At 64.8% G+C, this 18027-nt stretch carries 18 protein-coding genes and 1 tRNA gene; 4 read left to right on the top strand and 15 right to left on the bottom strand.

Annotation, left to right across the window (positions count from 1 at the left end; all coding sequences use genetic code 11):
- Positions 1-189 precede the first annotated feature (189 nt).
- Positions 190-363: a rubredoxin gene (locus K5658_RS10815; protein ID WP_221063153.1), complete on the top strand. Its 174-nt coding sequence runs from the start codon at positions 190-192 to the stop codon at positions 361-363.
- Here the strand turns inward: K5658_RS10815 and K5658_RS10820 are convergent.
- From K5658_RS10820 to K5658_RS10845, 6 genes are all read right to left on the bottom strand, one after another.
- Positions 336-2042: a GTPase gene (locus K5658_RS10820; RefSeq protein ID WP_221063154.1), complete on the bottom strand. Its 1707-nt coding sequence runs from the start codon at positions 2040-2042 to the stop codon at positions 336-338. The genes K5658_RS10815 and K5658_RS10820 overlap by 28 nt on opposite strands.
- Positions 2039-3871, bottom strand: coding sequence for a GTPase domain-containing protein (locus K5658_RS10825; protein ID WP_221063155.1), 1833 nt, complete (start codon positions 3869-3871; stop codon positions 2039-2041). Before K5658_RS10825 ends, K5658_RS10820 begins: the two co-directional genes overlap by 4 nt.
- Positions 3872-3887: 16 nt before the next feature.
- On the bottom strand, positions 3888-4085 hold the full coding sequence (locus K5658_RS10830) for a hypothetical protein (protein ID WP_221063156.1): 198 nt from the start codon (positions 4083-4085) through the stop codon (positions 3888-3890).
- A 32-nt stretch (positions 4086-4117) separates the two neighbouring features.
- Positions 4118-4801: a hypothetical protein gene (locus tag K5658_RS10835; protein WP_221063157.1), complete on the bottom strand. Its 684-nt coding sequence runs from the start codon at positions 4799-4801 to the stop codon at positions 4118-4120.
- 45 nt (positions 4802-4846) lie between these two features.
- On the bottom strand, positions 4847-6505 hold the full coding sequence (locus K5658_RS10840) for an MFS transporter (RefSeq protein WP_221063158.1): 1659 nt from the start codon (positions 6503-6505) through the stop codon (positions 4847-4849).
- Between the two features lie 69 nt (positions 6506-6574).
- Positions 6575-7096, bottom strand: a complete 522-nt coding sequence (locus K5658_RS10845) for a DUF4124 domain-containing protein (protein ID WP_221063159.1) — start codon at positions 7094-7096, stop codon at positions 6575-6577.
- Between K5658_RS10845 and K5658_RS10850 the strand changes: the two genes are divergently transcribed.
- Both K5658_RS10850 and K5658_RS10855 read left to right on the top strand, forming a co-directional pair.
- Entirely contained in the window at positions 7083-7304 is a 222-nt protein-coding gene (locus K5658_RS10850; RefSeq protein WP_221063160.1) for a hypothetical protein, read from the top strand. The two genes, K5658_RS10845 and K5658_RS10850, sit on opposite strands and share 14 nt — an antisense overlap.
- 34 nt (positions 7305-7338) lie before the next feature.
- Entirely contained in the window at positions 7339-8535 is a 1197-nt protein-coding gene (locus K5658_RS10855; protein ID WP_221063161.1) for a transposase, read from the top strand.
- A 129-nt stretch (positions 8536-8664) separates the two neighbouring features.
- Here the strand turns inward: K5658_RS10855 and K5658_RS10860 are convergent, their stop codons facing one another.
- From K5658_RS10860 to K5658_RS10890, 7 genes are all read right to left on the bottom strand, one after another.
- Positions 8665-9843 carry an AAA family ATPase gene (locus K5658_RS10860; protein ID WP_221063162.1) on the bottom strand — a complete coding sequence of 393 codons (1179 nt, stop codon included), beginning with the start codon at positions 9841-9843 and terminating at the stop codon, positions 8665-8667.
- Positions 9843-10229: a hypothetical protein gene (locus tag K5658_RS10865; RefSeq protein ID WP_221063163.1), complete on the bottom strand. Its 387-nt coding sequence runs from the start codon at positions 10227-10229 to the stop codon at positions 9843-9845. The genes K5658_RS10860 and K5658_RS10865 overlap by 1 nt, the downstream gene beginning before the upstream one ends.
- A 453-nt stretch (positions 10230-10682) precedes the next feature.
- Entirely contained in the window at positions 10683-11036 is a 354-nt protein-coding gene (locus tag K5658_RS10870; RefSeq protein WP_221063164.1) for a phage protein Gp27 family protein, read from the bottom strand.
- A gap of 13 nt (positions 11037-11049) precedes the next feature.
- Complete coding sequence (locus K5658_RS10875; protein ID WP_221063165.1) at positions 11050-11289, bottom strand: hypothetical protein; 240 nt, start codon at positions 11287-11289, stop codon at positions 11050-11052.
- A 111-nt stretch (positions 11290-11400) separates the two neighbouring features.
- Complete coding sequence (locus tag K5658_RS10880; protein ID WP_221063166.1) at positions 11401-12210, bottom strand: cupredoxin domain-containing protein; 810 nt, start codon at positions 12208-12210, stop codon at positions 11401-11403.
- A complete protein-coding gene (locus K5658_RS10885; protein ID WP_246628422.1) occupies positions 12203-13045 on the bottom strand; it encodes a tyrosine-type recombinase/integrase in 843 nt (280 codons plus the stop codon). Before K5658_RS10885 ends, K5658_RS10880 begins: the two co-directional genes overlap by 8 nt.
- 613 nt (positions 13046-13658) lie before the next feature.
- Positions 13659-13745 (bottom strand) — tRNA-Leu (locus tag K5658_RS10890).
- Between the two features lie 129 nt (positions 13746-13874).
- On the opposite strand from K5658_RS10890, the gene K5658_RS10895 reads away from it, so the two are divergent.
- Positions 13875-16079 carry a hypothetical protein gene (locus K5658_RS10895; RefSeq protein ID WP_221063167.1) on the top strand — a complete coding sequence of 735 codons (2205 nt, stop codon included), beginning with the start codon at positions 13875-13877 and terminating at the stop codon, positions 16077-16079.
- Between the two features lie 94 nt (positions 16080-16173).
- Here K5658_RS10895 and K5658_RS10900 read toward each other — a convergent pair whose 3' ends face one another.
- Positions 16174-16542 carry a YccF domain-containing protein gene (locus K5658_RS10900; protein WP_221063168.1) on the bottom strand — a complete coding sequence of 123 codons (369 nt, stop codon included), beginning with the start codon at positions 16540-16542 and terminating at the stop codon, positions 16174-16176.
- On the bottom strand, positions 16539-17960 hold the full coding sequence (locus K5658_RS10905) for a diguanylate cyclase domain-containing protein (RefSeq protein WP_221063169.1): 1422 nt from the start codon (positions 17958-17960) through the stop codon (positions 16539-16541). The genes K5658_RS10900 and K5658_RS10905 overlap by 4 nt, the downstream gene beginning before the upstream one ends.
- Positions 17961-18027 lie beyond the last annotated feature (67 nt).

Raw genomic sequence — 18027 nt, forward strand, 5'->3', positions numbered from 1 at the left:
CCGCGATTCCCGTGGGGCGGCGGATAATGACCCACACTGCGGCTTCCACCGATCAAACAGCTGAACCCTGGGCATATCCGCCCCGCACCCGACTTATGCGACAATGCCCCGCCCGCCGGATCCCACCGGCCAGCCTGAACGACCGGCGTCCGGCGGCATTCCCCATCCCAAGACGATAGAGGTTTCCGAATGCCCTACAAAAGACTGATCTGCGCCGCCTGTGGCTTCATCTACGACGAGGAAATGGGCGATCCCGATTCCGGCATTCCGCCCGGCACCCGTTGGGAAGACGTGCCCGACGACTGGATGTGCCCGGAATGCGGCGTGGACAAGACTTATTTCGAAGTGTTGAACATGGATTGAATCCCGCCGGAATCCTTGCGCGGCGGGCCGGGCCGGGTGGGCAACACCCGCCCCAGCAAGCCCGGTCCCTGCAAGGGTTCCACCGGAGCCGCCGCGTCCGCCGCCCCGGCGATGCGGCGGCCTTCCGCCACCAGCCGCGCCCGCCTTTCTTCCGTCCGCGCCAGCCGTTCCGCCACGTCCTCCCCCAATCCCGCCAACGCCCGCCCGATGCCGGAGCGCAAGCCCCGGATGGCCGTGTCCTCGGCGGAGGGTTTCAGTTGCCGGTAGACGAAGAATGGCAGCAACCACGACAGACCGATCAACAGCACACTGTGGATGGCGAAATCCACCCCCAGGAAATCGAGGTGCCGGGCCACGCTCTCGTAATAGCCCTTGACCACTTCGTAGGACACCAGGCTGATGCTGAGGATCGGCAACAGCGCCGCCAATCCGCCCGACAGCTTGAGCAGGAAGCGCCGGAAGGCGTTGCCCGGCCGCGCCAGCGCGTGGCGCAGGCAGCGCTGGCCCTCGTCCAAGACCCGGCCCCCGCCGGACTCGAACACCCGGTCCAGTTCCACTTTGAGCGGTGCCGCCGGCAGTCCGCGTTGCCCGGCTTCCAGGAGCAACTGGTCGAGAGTGTCGCGCAACCGGCTCGCGGCCCAATCGTCCCAGAGCAACGGGGCGGCGGCGCGGGGTTCGGGCTTGGCTTCGTGCCCGCCGGGCCGGGTCAGGTCGATGGAGCGGCGCAAGGGGTTGGCCTCGTGCCCGACGAAGGCCCGCGCCACGCTCTGGATCGGCCATTCCAGGCCGCGCAGCAATTCGCCCTGGGTTTGGTCCCAAATCCGGCCCCATTCCGGCGCGAGTTCCGCATAACCGCCCGCGGTGCCCAGCCGGTCCAGGCATCCGGCCAGGGCGGTGCGCAAGCCTTGCAGGCGCAGGGCTTCGGCGTGAAGTTCCAATTGCCGCATGACATGGCGGTCGGCCATTTCCCGCAGGAAATCGTGGAGTTGCCCGAAATCGTCGGGCTTGCGGGCCGGGCCGGGGTCGCGGCTGTCGGTGCGGAGGATGATCGGGTCTTGGAAACCGCCCTTGACCAGCAGCTTGGCGAAATCCTCGTATTGCAGCGGATGGCCCCGGTCCCATTGGTTGATGACGAATAACCAGGCATGTTCGCCGCCATGGGCTTGCAGCATCCGCCAGCCCTTGTCGTCGCGGTAGCGCTCGGGGTTGACCACGTAGATCAGCACGTCGATATGCGGCAGCCAGTCCAGCACCAGTTCGCGGTTGTGCTGCTCGACGCTGTCGATATCGGGCATGTCGATCCACAGCACTTGGCGGCGCTCGGCGTCGTGGTGCTGGGCGATCCGCACCCGGTCGAGCGGGAAATGGTTGGGCAGGTGGCGGAGTTGGATGGAATCGTGCAGATAGATCGAGACTTCCCGCGAGGTGGGGCGCTCGACCCCGGTGCGGGCGATGGCCTGCCCGGCCAGCCGGTTCAACAGGGTGCTTTTGCCGACGCCGGTGCCGCCGAAGAAGGCGGCGACCAGGGGCCGGTGGCTGTCGGCCTCGAACAGCGAGGCCGGGGTGTCCGGTTTCAATTCCGCGAGCGCCCGGATATCGCCGGGGTTCAGCCATGCCCCGGCCACGGCTTGTTCCGCCCAGGCTTGGGCGGCGGCGAGTCCTTGATCGAAGCTGCTCATGGGCGGATATCCAATTGCGTGGCGGCTTGCAGCAGTTCGGGCGGGATGTCGAAGCGGTGGTTGCGGTCCAGGCGGCCCGGCAGGCGGATCAAGCGGGCGTGCAGGCTGTCGCGGAACAGTTTTTCCACCGCCGCCCGTTGCTTGCGTTTGAGTTCGGCGGCGGCCTTGTCCATGTATTTGCCCAGGGCGCTTTCGGTCAGCAGCGAGGTCAGGGACAGCATGGCCGGGGCGATCACGAAATCCTGGACCCCGATGCCGCCGGTATGGAGCGCGACGGCCAGGGCGGTGGCGTCGGTGGTGACGCGGGTGGCCCTGAGGCCGTTCAAGAGCGCGGGATGCTCGCGCAGATGGTCGTACAACCCGTGCGCGGTGCGGTCGATTTCGGGCTGGAAGCCTTGGAGATAATGCGCGGTGGCCTTCTCGAAATGCTGGACCAGGATCGGCTTGTCGTCCCGGAACAAGCCGCCGATTTCCCGCCACCAGGCTTGCTGGGTGGCGTCCTCGTCGCGGCGCAACAACAGGCTCTCGCCCAGCCGTATGAACAGGTGTTGCAGGGCGTGGTTGAGGGCCGCGATTTCGGTGCCGTCCGGGGTGGCCGGGTGTTTGCGGCCCAGCTTGGCGAGCTGGCGCAAGGGCCAGGTCACGGCTTGGCGGGCGGCGACCAGGATACCGCCCAGCCCTGGGATTTCCAGCAAGGTCAAAAGCTCGGCCAGCGCCCGCTGGAAAGTGGCGTAATGGTGGGGATGATCGAGGTAGTCCTGTTGATAGCGCTTGAGGCTATCGGCCACGGCGTCCTCGACCATGCCGCGCCATTCGGCTTCCAGGGCGTGTTCGGCCTCGACCGGGGCGATCCACTCGCGCCAATGGGTGTCGATCAGCTTGCGGGCGCGGTCGGCGTGGTGCCCCAGGGTTTGGGCGTGGCGGGCTTGGTCCAGGTCGGCCAGGAATTCCGCGCGTTCTTTCCGCAAGCCGGCGAGGTCGTCGCTTGCTTCGAGATAGGGCAGGGGCAGGATGGGGGGCGGCGGGTCGCGCCGGGTGGCCCGCCATTTCCCGCGCAGGGATTCGGCCAGGGCGGGATAGGCGGCGGGTTCGATCTTGTTGAGGCAGATCAGGGTCGGCAGTCCCAAAGGCTCCAACAGGCCCATGAATTCCCAGACCGCGAGGTCGGCGTATTTGTCCTTGCTCAGGACCAGGATCACCACATCGGCCAGGGCCGCGACCCGCAGCACCGCCTGCCGGTACTCGTCGGCGTCCACCGAATCGAAGTCGGGCGTGTCCCAGAAGATGGCTTGGCGCAAGGGGCCGGGCGGTTCGGCGATATCCGCGGCTTCCAGCGCATAGCAATCGTAGCGGCGGGCGTCGAGTCCGCCGCGGTCGCGGCGCTCGTAGTCCCGGAAATAGCCGTCCAGCCAGTCCAGCTTTGCCAGGTCCACACCCACCGCGAAGCCCTGCGGATGCACCGTGAACCCGGCCAGCGGGCTGACCCCGGCCAAGGGCCGGTCCAGCAGCCAATTCACCACCGAACTTTTGCCGGCCTGGGTCGGGCCGAGGATGGCGATTTGGAGGGGATGCCGGGGCTGGGTCGGATTCAGCCCGCCTTTTTCGAGGAAGGCTTCGGCGAACAGCAGGGATCGCAGGTTGTGGCGCAAGGTCCGCGCCCTGGGTTCGTCCGCCCCGCCCAGGGCGGCCAGGACGCTGGCATGGCGTTGTTTCAGCAGGCGGATGAAGGCAAGCATGGCCGGGGTGGTGGAATCGAACAGGCCCGGATTGTACACGATGGCGTTGCGCCGACGCGGTGCGCCGGGCGGGGAAGAGGGTGTGCGTTGCATCGGGTCCGGCGCGGGGTCATCGGTCCAACTGCGCCAGCGCCTTGGCCCGGATGGCTTCCCAGAGTTGCAGGTCTTCGGGGCTGGGTTCGGGCGCGGCGGCGGGGGCGGTATCGGCGTGGTGGGCGGCGAGATGGTCCAGGATGGTCCGCGCCAGGGCGATTTGTTCGGCGAGGCTGAGGCGGTCGATGCCCAGGGCTTGGTAGTGTGGACTCATGGGGGAGGCTCCGTGGGGTTGGAAGAGGGCCGTCAAGGGGCCGTGGTGAAATCGATCAATTGCACGGTTTCGTGGCTGCCGGTGCCATCGGCCTGGACCCGGACGCCCAACCCGATCCGGTAGCTTTGGCCGGAGGCCAGGAGTCCGGTGGGTATCTTGAAACGGGTGGCGGTCGGCGGCAGGGTGGCGGTGTAATCGACGTCCGGCCCGGTGATTTCGACGAAGATGTTGTTGACGGCGTTGCCCAGCGGATACCACTCGGCGGTGAAATCCGTGGGCAGGCCCGTCGCGCCCGGCGTCGGCGTGACCAGGGCCAGGCCCGCCGGGAAATCATGGGTCAGGAACAACCTGCTGGGGTTGCCGCCTTGCAGGGCTTTCGGCGCGACCCGCAGGCCGTAGTAGCCTTCCGGGAAGGTCTTGATGATGTAGGCGTAGTCCGATTCGGCCACTTCCAGGTGGGCGATATTCAGGTGCAGCGGGTTCTGCATGTCCATCCGCTTGCGGCTGGGGGCGACGATGCTGATTTTGCGGGCTTTCTTCAGGGGATCGCCGTCCAGGTCGAAGCGCAGGCGGTAGAGGGCGCTGTTGTCGCTCAACTGGATTTCCTTGCGCAGCGTCATGGAGATGCGCAGGTCGGTGGACGCGGCGACCACCGCGTCGCCGGTCATCAGCAAGCCGGCGGTCAGGCCGAAGCAAGCCAGGAGGTGTTTGTTCATGGGGATGTTCTCGGTCTGGGTGGAAATACGGGCGAGAGGCCGGCTTCACACCGTCCGCCAGCGCAAGGCCCGCACCAGGAGGATCGAGGCCAGGGGCAACGCCAGTCCCAGCACCGTGACCACGATCAGCAAGCGCCCCAATTGGCTGTAGTCGGCGGGCACGTTGATGATGCCGCTGACCGGATCTTTCACCTCGCGGGTGATGGTATAGAGCTGGTTCAGGTATTTGGTGCCGAGCTGGGCCAGGGCCAGCGACAGGTTGGTGAACGAAGCCAGCACCGCGAAGAAGGTCGCCTTCAGATGCGCGGGCGCGGAATGGGCGATCCAGGCCAGCATGGGCACCATGGCGACTTGGCCCAGCGGCGATTCCAGGGCGGTATCGACCAGGGCGATGAAACGGGCGTCCACCACGCCGCCGGTGAGGGCGGCGGTCCATTCGTGCAGCCCGTAATACATGCCGATGGTGGGCAGGGAGAGGACGGTGCCGGCCAGGGTCAGCACCAGGATGATGTAGGGCATGGATCGCTCCGCCATGAAGCGGCGGAAGATGAACAGGCCGAACAGGCTCAGGGCGCTGCCGATCAAGGACAGCTTGGCCATGAACGATTGGTCGAAACCCAGCACGTCGATCATCCACCAACTGGAACCGGGGCCGGGCGAGGGCATGGCCCGGAACACGAAGATCAAGACCGCCGTGCCCAGCAGCGCCGTCCGCGCGTCCGCCCGCATTTCGCGCATGAGTTGGCCCATCAGGGCCAGCACGATGGCCAGCGACAGCAGGAAGATGATTTCCTGCCCCAGCACCACATCGCTCAAGCCCACCGACAGCGACATCAAGCCGAACAACAAGCCGCCGCCCAGGATCCACCAATTGGCCTGGGGCGGTTTGGGCTGGGTGGAGGTCAGGGTTTCGATTTCGTGGCGGGTATAGCCGAGTTCCGACAGGGATAGCACGGTGCGCCGCTTGAGATAGGCCGCCAGCAACACGCCGCCCACCGACACCGCCGGAATCACCAAAGCCATGGCGTAAATCCGCTGGTAGATGGCGAGCTTCTCGGCTTGGGGCAGGTGTTCCGCGCCCTGGAACATCGCCACGTTCACCAGCGCCACCAGCAAGGTGCCGCCGATGATTGCCACCCGCCCCAGGGTCTGCATGGTGGAATGCATCAGGCGTTGTTCCTCCTCCGGCAAGAGCCGCCCGTCCGGTCCCACGCGGGGCACGGCCTCCACCGTCATGGCGTCGGCCACCACGTCCTGCACCACATAGCCGATGGGGGCGAGCAAGGTGCTGGCGACATACCAAGTCCCCGCCGGGGCGATGGCCTCCAGCGCCGCCCGGTCGGCAAGCAAGCCGATCATGATCAATAGGCTCGCCGCCACCAGCCCCGCGCCCAGGAATACCAGGCCGGCTTTATAGCGCCAGATCAAGTCCACCAGATGGCCCAAAGGCAGTTTCAAGGACCAGGGCAACATGGTCCAGAAGCCCAGCCCGGCCAGGAATTCCGCCGAAAGGCCCAGGTATTCCTTGACGAAGAAGGTGCCGACGATGCCGGTCAGGCCGGAAATCCCGGCGGCGAGGTAGATCATCAGGGGCGGGAGGTAGGCGAGGCGCAGTTCCCGGCCCAGGGCCAGGAAATTGCGGTCGATCCAGGCCAGGAGGGGGGCGAAGGGATTGGCGTCGTCATAGGGCGTCGTGGGCTTCATACCGATGGCTTTCCTAGGGGATGAGAGGCGGGAGTTTACCCAAATCCGGGCCGGTGCGGGCAGGGGGACTCAAGGGTGGGCCTGGATTCCGCCCAAAGGCCGGATCGTCGCGCCGAGCAGTCGCCGGATGACGTGGGCGTCGTGCCTTGCCTGCCGCAATTGCCGGGCCTGGGCATCGAGGGCGGCGTCGCGGGCCGCGATTTCGCCGCGCATCTTGAGGTTTTCGCTATATAGGCGGTTTTGGGCGCGGGCGCTCTCGTCGAAGGTCGGGGCGCGGAATTCGGCGGCGCTGCGGCCCGTGAGCAGGGCGGCGCGGTGGGCCAGGAGGTCTAGGATCAGCGCTTGGCCGGCGGCGGGGCTGATATCGTACTCCGGACCGAGTCCGGTCTTGAGCGCCTTGACCCGCTCGATTTCGCGGTCGATCAGGGCCAGGTGTTGCCGGGCCAGATCGGGGCAGGCGGGCGGGGCGGGTTCGTAGAGCGCGTGGCGTTCCGCATCGGCGGGCAGGGCTTCGACCCCGGAGGGCGGTTGATAGCCATAGCGGACGGTGCCGGAGGCGTCGGTCCAGCGGTAGAGGGTGGCGGCCGGCATCGCCAAGTACGACGGGGAACGGGAGGAGGTTTCCATCCGCGTGGCGAAGGCCGGGAACGGCTACGCCATCGACCTGTGCGACGCGGAATGGCGTTGCGCCATCGTGGAACCGGGCGCGTGGCGCATCGCCTCCCCGCCCTCGCCCCCTTACAAGTGTAGGTTTTTGAAAAAACCGGAGGCGAGACAAAGGGTTAAGGTACATTGGTGAGTAACGACAAACACCCTGTACCGGAGGAACCGCCATGCCTCGCCCTCCAGAACTGTACCAATGGAACCGGGAGATCGCCATCCACTTTCCCGGCCTTTCGAAGCCGATGGCGATGGGCTTGGCCCTGTGGAGCCTGGGCATGGTCGTGGTCGGCGCTTGCAGCCTTTCGGCGCTGACCGACTGGTGGTCGTGTCGGCTGGGGCAGAAGGGCGACGCGGTGCGGGAGCGCCTGCGCGACGTCTACCGTGGGAAGGAGGCCAAGGCCGGGAAGGAGCGCCGCGAACTCGACGTGGAGGCGTGCCGGGCCCCCTGGCTGGGCTGGGTTTTGGAGGGCTGGGATGGAAACCAGTTGGCGGTCGCCTTGGACGCGACGAGCCTGGGGCAGCGGTTCGTGGTCCTGGCGGTCAGCGTACTTTACCGGGGCTGCGCGGTGCCGGTGGCCTGGAAGGTGCTGAGGGCGGAACGGAAGCATCCGTGGAAGCCCGAATGGCTGGCCTTGCTGAGGCATTTTAAGGACGTCGCGCCCGCGTCGTGGACCGTCCTGGTGCTGGCGGACCGGGGGCTGTACGCCAAGTGGCTGTTCGAGGGGATCCAAGCGCTGGGCTGGCACCCGATGCTGCGGGTGAACTCGGGCGGCACCTTCCGCCCCCGGGGATGGCGGCACTGGCGGCCGTTCACCCGCCTGGTGCCGAAGGTGGGCGACCGCTGGCAAGGCCGGGGGACGGCGTTCGGCGGCAAGCGGACCCGCCTGGACTGCACCCTGTTGGCCTATTGGGGGGAAGGCCACAAGGACCCCTGGCTCGTCCTGACGGACCTGCCGCCGGAAGCCGCCAACGCCTGCTGGTACGGATTGCGCGGTTGGATCGAGCAAAGCTTCAAGAAAATCAAGGGCGGCGGCTGGCAATGGCAGAACACCCGCATGGACGATCCCGAGCGGGCGGAGCGCCTCTGGTTGGCGATCGCCATCGCCACCTGGTGGCTGCTCTCGGTGGGCGGGGAGGCCGAGGCCGGAATGGCCGCCGCCACCTTCCCGGCCATTCCGGGCTCTCCCCGCCAACAGGCCCACCGCTGGCGGCTGGTGGGGATTTTCCGCCATGGCCGTTCCCTGATCCTGGCCGCCCTCTTCGAGCGCCGCGCCTTGCCGGTGGGGAAGGCCCGCCCAGAACCCTGGCCATCGGTGCCAATCCCAACCCCAGGGGCAACCGTGGCGATCCTCACGGGGGCGGTATGAATAAACCTACACCTGTAAGGGCCGAAGAATGCCAAGCTTCCTTGTGCCATGGAAAGCTTTGGCATTCTTCGGGAGGCTAAATGCCCTGGAAGCCGCGCCAGCCGTGGCTTCCGCCGAAGAATGCCAAGCTCATTTTTTTTGGCATTCTTCGGAGGGGTTGGCATTCTTCGGGAGCGACCAATTCCACCCGCCTTTTGTCCCATTTTTGGATGCTTCGATGTTGAGGGCTTCCTTCGCCCGCACAACGGTTCGCCAGGAATGCCCGTTGCCCTCCGCGTCCGCTTGCAATCCTTTCACGGGCTTCGGGCCATCCGCCAATAGCTCGGCCAAAAACCGCTTGGCGCTTTCCAGGGCTGCCCGGTCGCCATAGTCCGCTTGGGCGCTGAGGATTTCGTCCGCCGTGACGCTCACGGGCCAGCCTTCCCATTCCACCCGCGAGGTTTCGATACCGCTCGGCAATACCACGGGCTGGATGGTGAAGGCGTAGCCGGTTTGGTCCGCGCCCACGTTGTTCTTGATCGGCAGGAAGTAGCGCCGGGCCGGGTCGGCGGGGTCGCGGGCCACCATGTACCCGGCCCGCGCCGCCGCGACGAAAGCCAAGCTCCCCGAAATGCGGTTCATGGCCGTCTGCCCTTGCCCCTTGTTGGGGTGCATGATGCCGATGATGGCGACATTCGCACGGGCGGCGAAGTCGGCCAGCGCCAGCATGAGCGCCCGCACATCGGACGATTTGTGGGTGTCCACCTTGCCGGTGTAAGAATCGAGCGTGTCCATGAAGATGGCGTCCAGACGGCCATGCCGCTGTATGTCCTTGCGCAGCATTTCCAGGTCGGTGCCCAGGTCGAACGCCCGCCGCTGGAGGTCGCCCTTATCGTCGCGGGGCTGGACGTGCCGGATGAACAGGCACTTCGTGATGTCGGCCCCGACCGCTTCGAGGCGCGGCTTGATGGTGTCGGCGTGGTCGTCCTCCGCCGACAGGAACAACACCCGGCCCGGATCGCAGCGCCCGCCGTCCGCTGGCCAGGAACCGCCCCGCGTGATGATGCCCGCGAGGCTCACGGTGATTTGCGACTTGCCCAGGCCTGGATCGCCCGCGATGAGTGTCACCTTGCCGCGTGCGATGCGGCCCGGCCATAGCCAGTCCACCGGCTCGCTCTCCACTTCGCCGAAATCGCCGTAGATGATGCCCGGCTTGTCCAGGTCGTTTTTCCAGGCCAGCGCCGCGGCTTTTTTCCGCGCTTCCGCCTGTTCCTTCCGCCTGGCTTCTTCGATCAGCTTCAGGTGGTTTTCATACACCAAGTTCGTCATCACGCGCCCTCCCTGGTCGCAGTGGTGTCCCGGAATCCGTGACGCTCCCGGTAATCGTCGACCAAGACGCGGGCTTGCCGGATATCGCGTTCCAGGGTTTCGGCGGTGAATCCCACCGAATGCGGCGACATGCCTACGTGCTGTCTGCCGTCCATTTCCATGAAAGCTTCCCGCATGAACCGGGCTACGCCTTCGGCGCGTTCCAGGATGATGCAGATCAGGTAGTAATGGTTGAACCGTTCCGCGCTGACGCAGGGTTCAGCCTCGAACAGCTTCTGGGAGAGCTTTTTGAAGTCCAAGAGGCGCTCAAATTCGGCCAGGCGGTCGCGGTCGGAGAGATTGCAGGCGGATTGTGGGCAAGCTTCGGGCTTGAGTGGTGCGTTCATAGGGAGGCTCCTTCGTTGAGGTTTGGAGCCACCAAGCCGCTTTCCACGGCGGGATTGGTGGCGACTGGCTTGGGGGTGGAAAACCGGCACGAAGGAACCGGCCACGCCAAAGCGTGCCCCGCACCAGCCGCCATAGGGGAGCGCCGGGCAAAAGAAAAGCGCCCGGCTGTGGCGCTTGTGCGCCTTCGTAAAATCGGGTTTCCACACCCGGCCCCGGATGCGTCCGGGACAGCGCGGAAAGCATAGACGGCCCGTGCCGGGAGGGTCAAGGCCGCGCCGGATTGCCCCAGCGCCGCGCCCATGGGCTTGGCGGTGGTTGGGTGGCGGTCGGTGGCGGTTCGCGCCGTGGCGGGCGCTGTGTGCGGTATTTGGAGCATGGCGTTTCCCTTCGGGGGCGCGTATGATCCGCCCCCGTGTGGTATTGAGATTTGAAGCCCTGGTAGGTGTCGCGGCCTACCGGGGCTTTTCCGTTTCCGGGGGGCGGGATAGCGCGGCCTTGACGCGCCGGAGCAAGTCTTGGGCGGTGTCGATGTGGATATCGAGGTCGCTGTGTAGCCGCACCAGGCGCGGCCTTGAGAGGGTGGCCGGGTCGGGGTATTGGCGGAAGCGCCCGGTCATTTCGGGAATGGAATCCCGGATTTCCTTGAAATAGGCGTGGGCCGTGGACCTGGATACTTCAAGCCCGCGTTCCGATAGGTCGGCGTGGAAGTCCAAATAGGTTTTGTATTCCCCGGCGATAATGCGCCGGTCGAATTCTTCGCGCACGTCTTGGGGCAACTCGCTGACGATTTTCTTTTCAAGCGGCATGGCGGAATCCTCCTTATGCCGCTTGCTTCTGATTCTGGCTTTCGATCCAAGCGAAGAACTTGGCTTCGTCGATCAGGATTTTCCGGCCCACGCGCACCAGGGCCGCGTCCAGGCCGTTTCCGGCAATCTTGCCTTTCGAGGTGTGGCGTTCCTTGCTCAGGAAGATCATGTTCCGCAAAGCGCCCTCGGTCCAAGCGCGGTGTTTCTCGCAGAACAGCTTGACGGTCAAGAGGGCGGAGGTTTCGGTAGACATTGGCTAAAGCTCACAGTGATTGGCGACAGTGCCGGGGATGAGCTTAGGCGGGTGGATGGCGGAAAAAAATGGGGGCGAAACCGGTGGAATCAAGGTGATTTTCCAGTCACCTTATTTTCCCCCGATTTCCTGTGAGGGTCGGCACTCTGAAAGCAGTTCCGTCAAAGTGTTGTCTTTGCCGGTCCTGCTTCCCGGAAGGAACTTAGGGATAGGCGTTATTTCTTCAAGGTAGTCGGAAAAGGTGCTGTCGGCGATATTCCAGTTAATTCCGTTATGCCGTGATTTCACCAGATTGAAAAGGTCGACGATAGTTCCTGGCAGTCCATCTATGGATAATTGAATCTCTTTTTTGCTTGCAGCATCGAATATATCACTCATTGTTTCTTCTATGGCTTTAAGCCTTTTTGCTTTAAGTGTAAGTCGCTTTGGTAATGGGTTTTGATCGTTTGCAATCGGCGGTTCCGGCTTTTCGTTCTTGGTCGGATTGGCAAACGCCGCGCCGGAAGCAATTAACGCCTCCCTTCTCCAATCTCCCCATCGCGCTTCCGTATTGGCTTGGGAGCGTAACTCGGAATAGAGGTAGAGCGGTCGCGCCGTCAGGCCGGTTTGTTCAATCCATCGGCGCACGTCAGCTTTCTTGATGACGATTCGTTCATCGCCCGGAACGTAAATACCCTTTCCACCAAACCCAAACCCGGAAAAAGTCCCGGTCTGATGAAACCTATCCGGGGTTCCATCGTCCCGGCCCGGCAGTTCGCCGCCGTGGTACGCCGCTTCAAGAAAGCCGCGAACGGCGCGGACCCTTGGGTGATTGGGGCAGGTGCCCGGCTCCAACTCGTTCCAAAGGTGAGCATGTTCATCAAGTGACAATTCATCGCGCCGCGCCCTTGCCCTATCGTCCCAAAACTCGAAATCAACCATTGCCACCCACCCCGCCGAAAATCTTCTCGTTCATGCTGGCGATGACCTGGCCGGTGTGGGCCTCGCTCAAATGGGCGTAGCGCCGCACCATTTGCAAGGTCTTGTGTCCCAGGACTTCCGCGATTTCGTTCAGGCTCGTGCCGTTCATGGCGAGGTAGGACGCGGCGCTGTGCCGCAGATCGTGGAACCGGAAGTCCTGAATCCCGGCCTGTTCCAGGGCGTTCACCCAGGCGAACCGGAGGTCTACCGGCTGCTCGGGCTTCCGGCCTGGAAAGAGTAGGGTGGTGTTCAGACTGCGGACCTTGGCGAGTTCCCGCACCAGTTCCAGGGCGTGGCCGGACAGGGGCAGGACGCGGCGTTCCTTGTTCTTGGTCTGGTGTAGGGTGATCCGGGCCGCGCTGGCGTCCACCACGCCCCAGGCGCGGTCCTTGGGCGGTTCCTTGGGCGCTTTCCAGTACAGCCCCAGGATTTTCCCCTCGCGCATCCCGGTGGACAGCGCCACCACCACCACGGGATACAGCGCCGCGTTCTTGGATGCCCGGCAGGCGTCCAGCAAGCGCCTGCGTTCATCGTCGGACAGGAAGCGGACCCGGCCTCCCGGCTCCTTGACCTTCTTCACCTTGCGCATGGGGGAATCGTCCAGCCATCCCCATTCGTTCACGGCCACGGTGAAGGCGTGGGACAGCGCCGCGAGGTAGCGGTTGACGGTGGCCGGGGATCGGTCTTCGCCTTGGTGCGTGCGCCCGCGTTCCAGCTTATCCCGGCACTCGGCTATCAAGGCCGGGGTGGCGTCCGAAAGCAGGCGGACCCCGATTTGCTCTTTCCACCATGCCAACTACTGCGCTTGGTTCACGCGCTGGGAGCCTTTCCGGGGAAGCTCGGCTTCGGTGTAGCGGTCGATCATTTCGCCCACGGTGTGGCGCTTGGCTTCCACCGTCTTGAAGTGACGGCCCTCCCGGATCGCGCTTTGAATGTCTTCCGCCCACTTCTTGGCGTCGGTGCGCCGCTCAAAGGTGGCGGTCTACGGTGGACAGCCTTTCAGTCGGACCTTCACCCGGTAGCTTGCCTTGCCGTCCGCTGTGGTTCGTTTCTCTATGGTCGCCATATTGCCCTCCGTTGAATCAACGGCAACAGGCTACAGAAAACCAGCAAACACGGCAATAACAGATAAGCAATCAGGTGTTGAATGTACCCAATACACTGTTAATAAACGGGTTATATGGAGTAATCGTGGGGCGCGGGACACTGGCGGGACACTCGCTCTGCAATTCGGGGCGCAAACCTGCCATCCGGTGTTGTCCGGCCTAGTCCGTGGACTTCCGCTTACTGGGCTTGCCCTGGTGCTTGGGCGCATGGGGCGCTTGCTGGCGAGTGTCCCGCCAGTGTCCCACGGCGAAAATGGGCAAAAGAAAAGGGCTTGACGGTTTCCCGTAAGCCCTTGAATTTTTTGGTGCCGGAGGTCGGAATCGAACCGACACTTGGTTTCCCAAACCAGATTTTGAGTCTGGCGCGTCTACCAGTTTCGCCACTCCGGCGTTAAGAGCCGCGTATTATAGGGAAGCCCTTCCGAAAAGCCAACCGTTTTCGCGATGCGACTTCGGACCCCCGCCCGGACTAAACTTTCAGAGGTCCATCCGCCCGCCATCTGCCGAAGGAAATCCCCAGTGAGCCCAACCATCCCAGCCCATGCCGAACCGCCTCCGGCTTCCTTGAAGGCGCTGTATCAAGAACTCCACGCCCTGGCCGCCCAGGGCCAGGACCAACCCTACGACCTCGCCATCGCCGGGCGCATCGAAGCCCTGGTCGGCCACCACCTCGCCGGACTCAAGGCCAAGCTGGTGCAACAGGAAAGCCAGAAACTCCTGGAATTCGTCGCCACCATCGCCGACCTGGGCAAGCGCATCCCCATCGGCGATTTCGAGGACGAAGCCTTCCTGGGCGCTTTCGGCCACGCCTGGGGCAGCCATCTGGACCGCCATTTGCGGCGGCCGGTGGAGCGCGGCTATTTCGCCAGGACGCTGGCCGACATGGCCGGGCGCTGCAGGGAAAGCGCGGGCGTGCTGGCCCGGTTGCGCCGCCAGCGCCAGGAATTGGCCTACCAGATCGCCGAGCAGGAAGCCGCGCTGGGCGGGGCCGGTTTCAAGCAGCGCCGGGAGCTGCTCAACGCGCTGGTCGCCCTCAAAAGCCAGCAGGGCGAGGCCGAGCGCGGCATCGCCCTGGAGGAAATGAGCGCCCTGGAAATCCTGTTGCCGCCCGGCGTGGATTATGCGGCGCTCACTACCGATCCGCCGCCCTTGGCTTTCGTGCCGGAAAAATTCCACGTTTCCGCCGTCGCCGCGCTGTTCGCCTGGCCGGACGCCCCGTCCCGCGAGGAAATCCGCCCGCTCAACTCGATGGCCGAGCCATTCGCCTCGGAACCCGTCCCGGATCCGGTGCCGGTCGAGGAAATCGCTTTGGATGTGGTCGCCGAAGCGCCGCCGGAACCGCACGAGGAAGCGTGGTACCGGACCTTGTTCACGGAAGAGGAAACGCCGTCCGCCCCGATTCCCGAACCGGAACCCGTCCCGGTGGCGGTGTCCGCCGAGGAAGAGGCCGTGGCCCCGCCGCCGCCCGGAGAACCCGTCCCGGAGCCGGAACCCGCCCCGTCCGCCTATGCCGAGGATTGCGAAACCGCCGTCCAGCGCTTTATCGCGGCCTATCGCGACAAATCGCCGGATTTGGGCGCGGCCATCGAGAATGTGGCTTTCCATTGGATCGACCGGGGCTATGTCAACGTGGCCTACACCACCTTGAAATCGGCCCAGTTCAGCCATTTGCCCATTCCCAGCCTGTTGGTCCCGGATTTGTTCAAGGCGGCGTATTTCGGGATGCATGTCTGGTCGCGGGAGGACGAAGCCCTCGCCACCGTCCAGCGCCTGCTCAATTTCCTGTCCCCGCCCTTGATCGACGAACTCTGCGCCCGGCGGCCCGGCGGCGCGGCGGTGCCGTATCTGTTGTTCGTCGCCAGTTTCCAGCCGGCGCTGTTCGGTGGCAGCTATACCCAGGCGCCGGCCTTGGTGGAATACGCCGGCCATGGGTTCGGGGAAAGCTTCCGCCAGCGCTTGGAACAATTGCTGCGGCTGTTCGGCAACGATGGCTCCCTGGGTTTGGAGGTGTTGCGGAAGCTCCCCGCCGGCGATGAGCGCAGCGCCCGCGCCCAGTTGTCGGCCCGCCTCGCCGATTGGCATGTGCGTATCCTCGACAAGCAGAACGGTTGGGGTCCGGTGCGGGCGGCCTTGGGCAATTGCCTGGCCCGCAACGAGTTCGACCGGGCCATCAAGGCCATCCAGGCCCCGGATTCCAACGATGTCGAGGGCGTGGCCGCTTTCGTCGCCAAGTACCGCGACCGCAAGGCCATCGGCGCTTTGATGGAGGCCCAGGTGGCTTCGGTGCTGTCCTCGCCCGAACCCTTGCCCACCGAGGAGCGCAACGCCAAGTCCTGGTTCATCCTCAATATGCTCGACCTGTGCGGCATCGCCAACGATTGGCTGGCCGAGCAACGGCTGCGGTGCGGGGCCGATCCCGCGGGCGGCGGTTTGATCGGCGGCGTGCTGAATCCTTTGGCGGCGTTGCGCGAGGAGATCGAGCGCTCGGTCACGCCCGCCGCCCCGTTCGAGCAGCGGGTGGCGGCGCGGTTCGCGGCCCAGGCCATCGGCAAGGTCCGGCTCGCCATCGAGGATGTCCAATCCAGCGTGGTGTGGAGCGCCAAGCAGACCAACGCTTGGCTCTCGCTGCCCTACGACATGATGGAGGCGGTGGGTTTCAGCGGGGACGCCGAGGGTGAGTTGGTGTGGCTGGTGGACCGGATCGGCTCGGTACCGCCCGCTTAGGCGGGGCTGGAGGCTTGTAGGGGCGGCAAGCGTTCGCTGGTTCCCAAGCTCCGCTTCCGGGCTGTAAGGCGGGGGAGTTCCCAGGGCTTTGGAATCAGCGCAGGTCGCGCCCGAACGGCAGCAGCGACAGCGGAATCAGCTTGATATGCTGCACGGCGAAGGGAATGCCGATGACGGTCAAGGCGAGTATGCCCGCGCTGGTCAGATGCGCCACCGCGATGGGCCAGCCGAACAGCAATACCCACAGCAGGTTGAAGACCACCCGCGGGACGCTGTTGGCGTCGGGCAGTTCGACCACGTCCTTGCCGAACGGCGCGAACACCGCCAAGCCCAGCTTGATCGATTGCAGCCCGAAGGGAATCCCCACCACGGTCAGGCACAGGGCCAGCCCGCCCAGGAGATAGCCCAGCCCGGCGATGAAACCGCCGAACAGCAGCCACAGCAAATTCCCCAATAAACTCATGACCTGCCTCCTATTTTGGCCGGTGCCGGTGCCGCCGTGCGGTTGTTGTGTGGTTGGATCCGGCCCGCCTCCGGGGCCGGCCATTCCAGGCGGACGGGTTCGGATGATGTGTAATAGGCGAATTGGTTGCGCCCGGCGTCCTTGGCCCGGTAGAGGGCGTTGTCGGCCATGCGGATCAATTCCTCGATGTCGATGTGGTCCTCGGGATAGAGGCTGATGCCGATGCTGGCCGAGACCGACAGCGTGTGGCCGTCGATGGAATAGGGCGAATCGACGGCCCCGCACAGCGCATGGCCGATTTCCGCCGCCACGCCGGGGTCGGCCAGATCGCCCAGAATGACGGCGAACTCGTCGCCGCCCAGCCGGGCCACGGTGTCGGTGCCACGCAATTGCCGCTTGAGGCGCTGGCCCACCTCAATCAATAGCTTGTCGCCGACGATATGGCCCAGGCTGTCGTTGATGTGCTTGAAGCGGTCGAGGTCGATGTACAGCAGGGCGAACATCCGGTTGTCGCGGCGGGCGCGGAGCAGGGCCTGTTCCAGGCGTTCCTTGAACAGGGCGCGGTTGGGCAGTTCGGTGAGGGGATCGTAGAACGCCAGCCGCCGGATGGTTTCCTCCGAGTTCTTGAGTTCGCTGATATCGTGGGAGACCGCCACGTAATGGGTGGTGGCCCCGTCGCCGTCCTTGACCGGGGCGATGTAGAGCATCGACCAGTACAAATCGCCGTTCTTCTTGCGGTCCAGGAGTTCGCCCTGCCAGGCGCGGCCCTCGGAGATGGTGCGCCATAAGTCCTGGTAGATGGCGGGATCGGTGAAGCCGGAACCCAGGATCGAGACCTTGTTGCCCAGGAGTTCGCGTTCCTCGTAGCCCGTGCCCTGGCAGAACGCCGGGTTGCAATATTCGATCACGCCCTGGGTGTCGGTGATGATGACCATGCTGGAACTATGCGCCATCGCCAGCGACAGCGTGCGCAATTCGCGCTCGGCGGCGCGGTGTTTTTCCAGGACCTCGGCCAGTTCCTGGTTGATCGCCAGCAATTGCCGGGCGCTGGGCAGCGCCACCAGCTTGGGCACCAAGGGCCAGGCCAGCAGGGCGGTCGCCACCGAGGCCAGGGCGGTAACGGCCTTCACCAGCCCGGACAGCCAGTAGTCCGGCACCCAGGTGGTCCAGATCGCCAGCAGATGGGTGGTGCCGCACAGGAAGATGAACAGCCCGAACAGCCGGAGCATCCAGTCGAACTGGAGGTCGGCGCGCCGGCGCACCAAGGCCAGGAGGGCGAAGGGGATCGAATAATAAGATAGGACGATCAAGCCGTCGGAGACGACATGCAACCATAGCACGCTAGGTAGCCAGAGATAGCAATTGCCGTGCGGCATGAAATGGGAGAAAGACAGTAATTCGGCCATATCATTCAACATAAATACCTCGCAAAACGGGCCGAACCCCCTATGGGTCCGCATGGCTTTGCGATAATCGTAGCCGCAA

Source organism: Methylomagnum ishizawai (genome assembly GCF_019670005.1).
GTDB lineage: Bacteria > Pseudomonadota > Gammaproteobacteria > Methylococcales > Methylococcaceae > Methylomagnum > Methylomagnum ishizawai.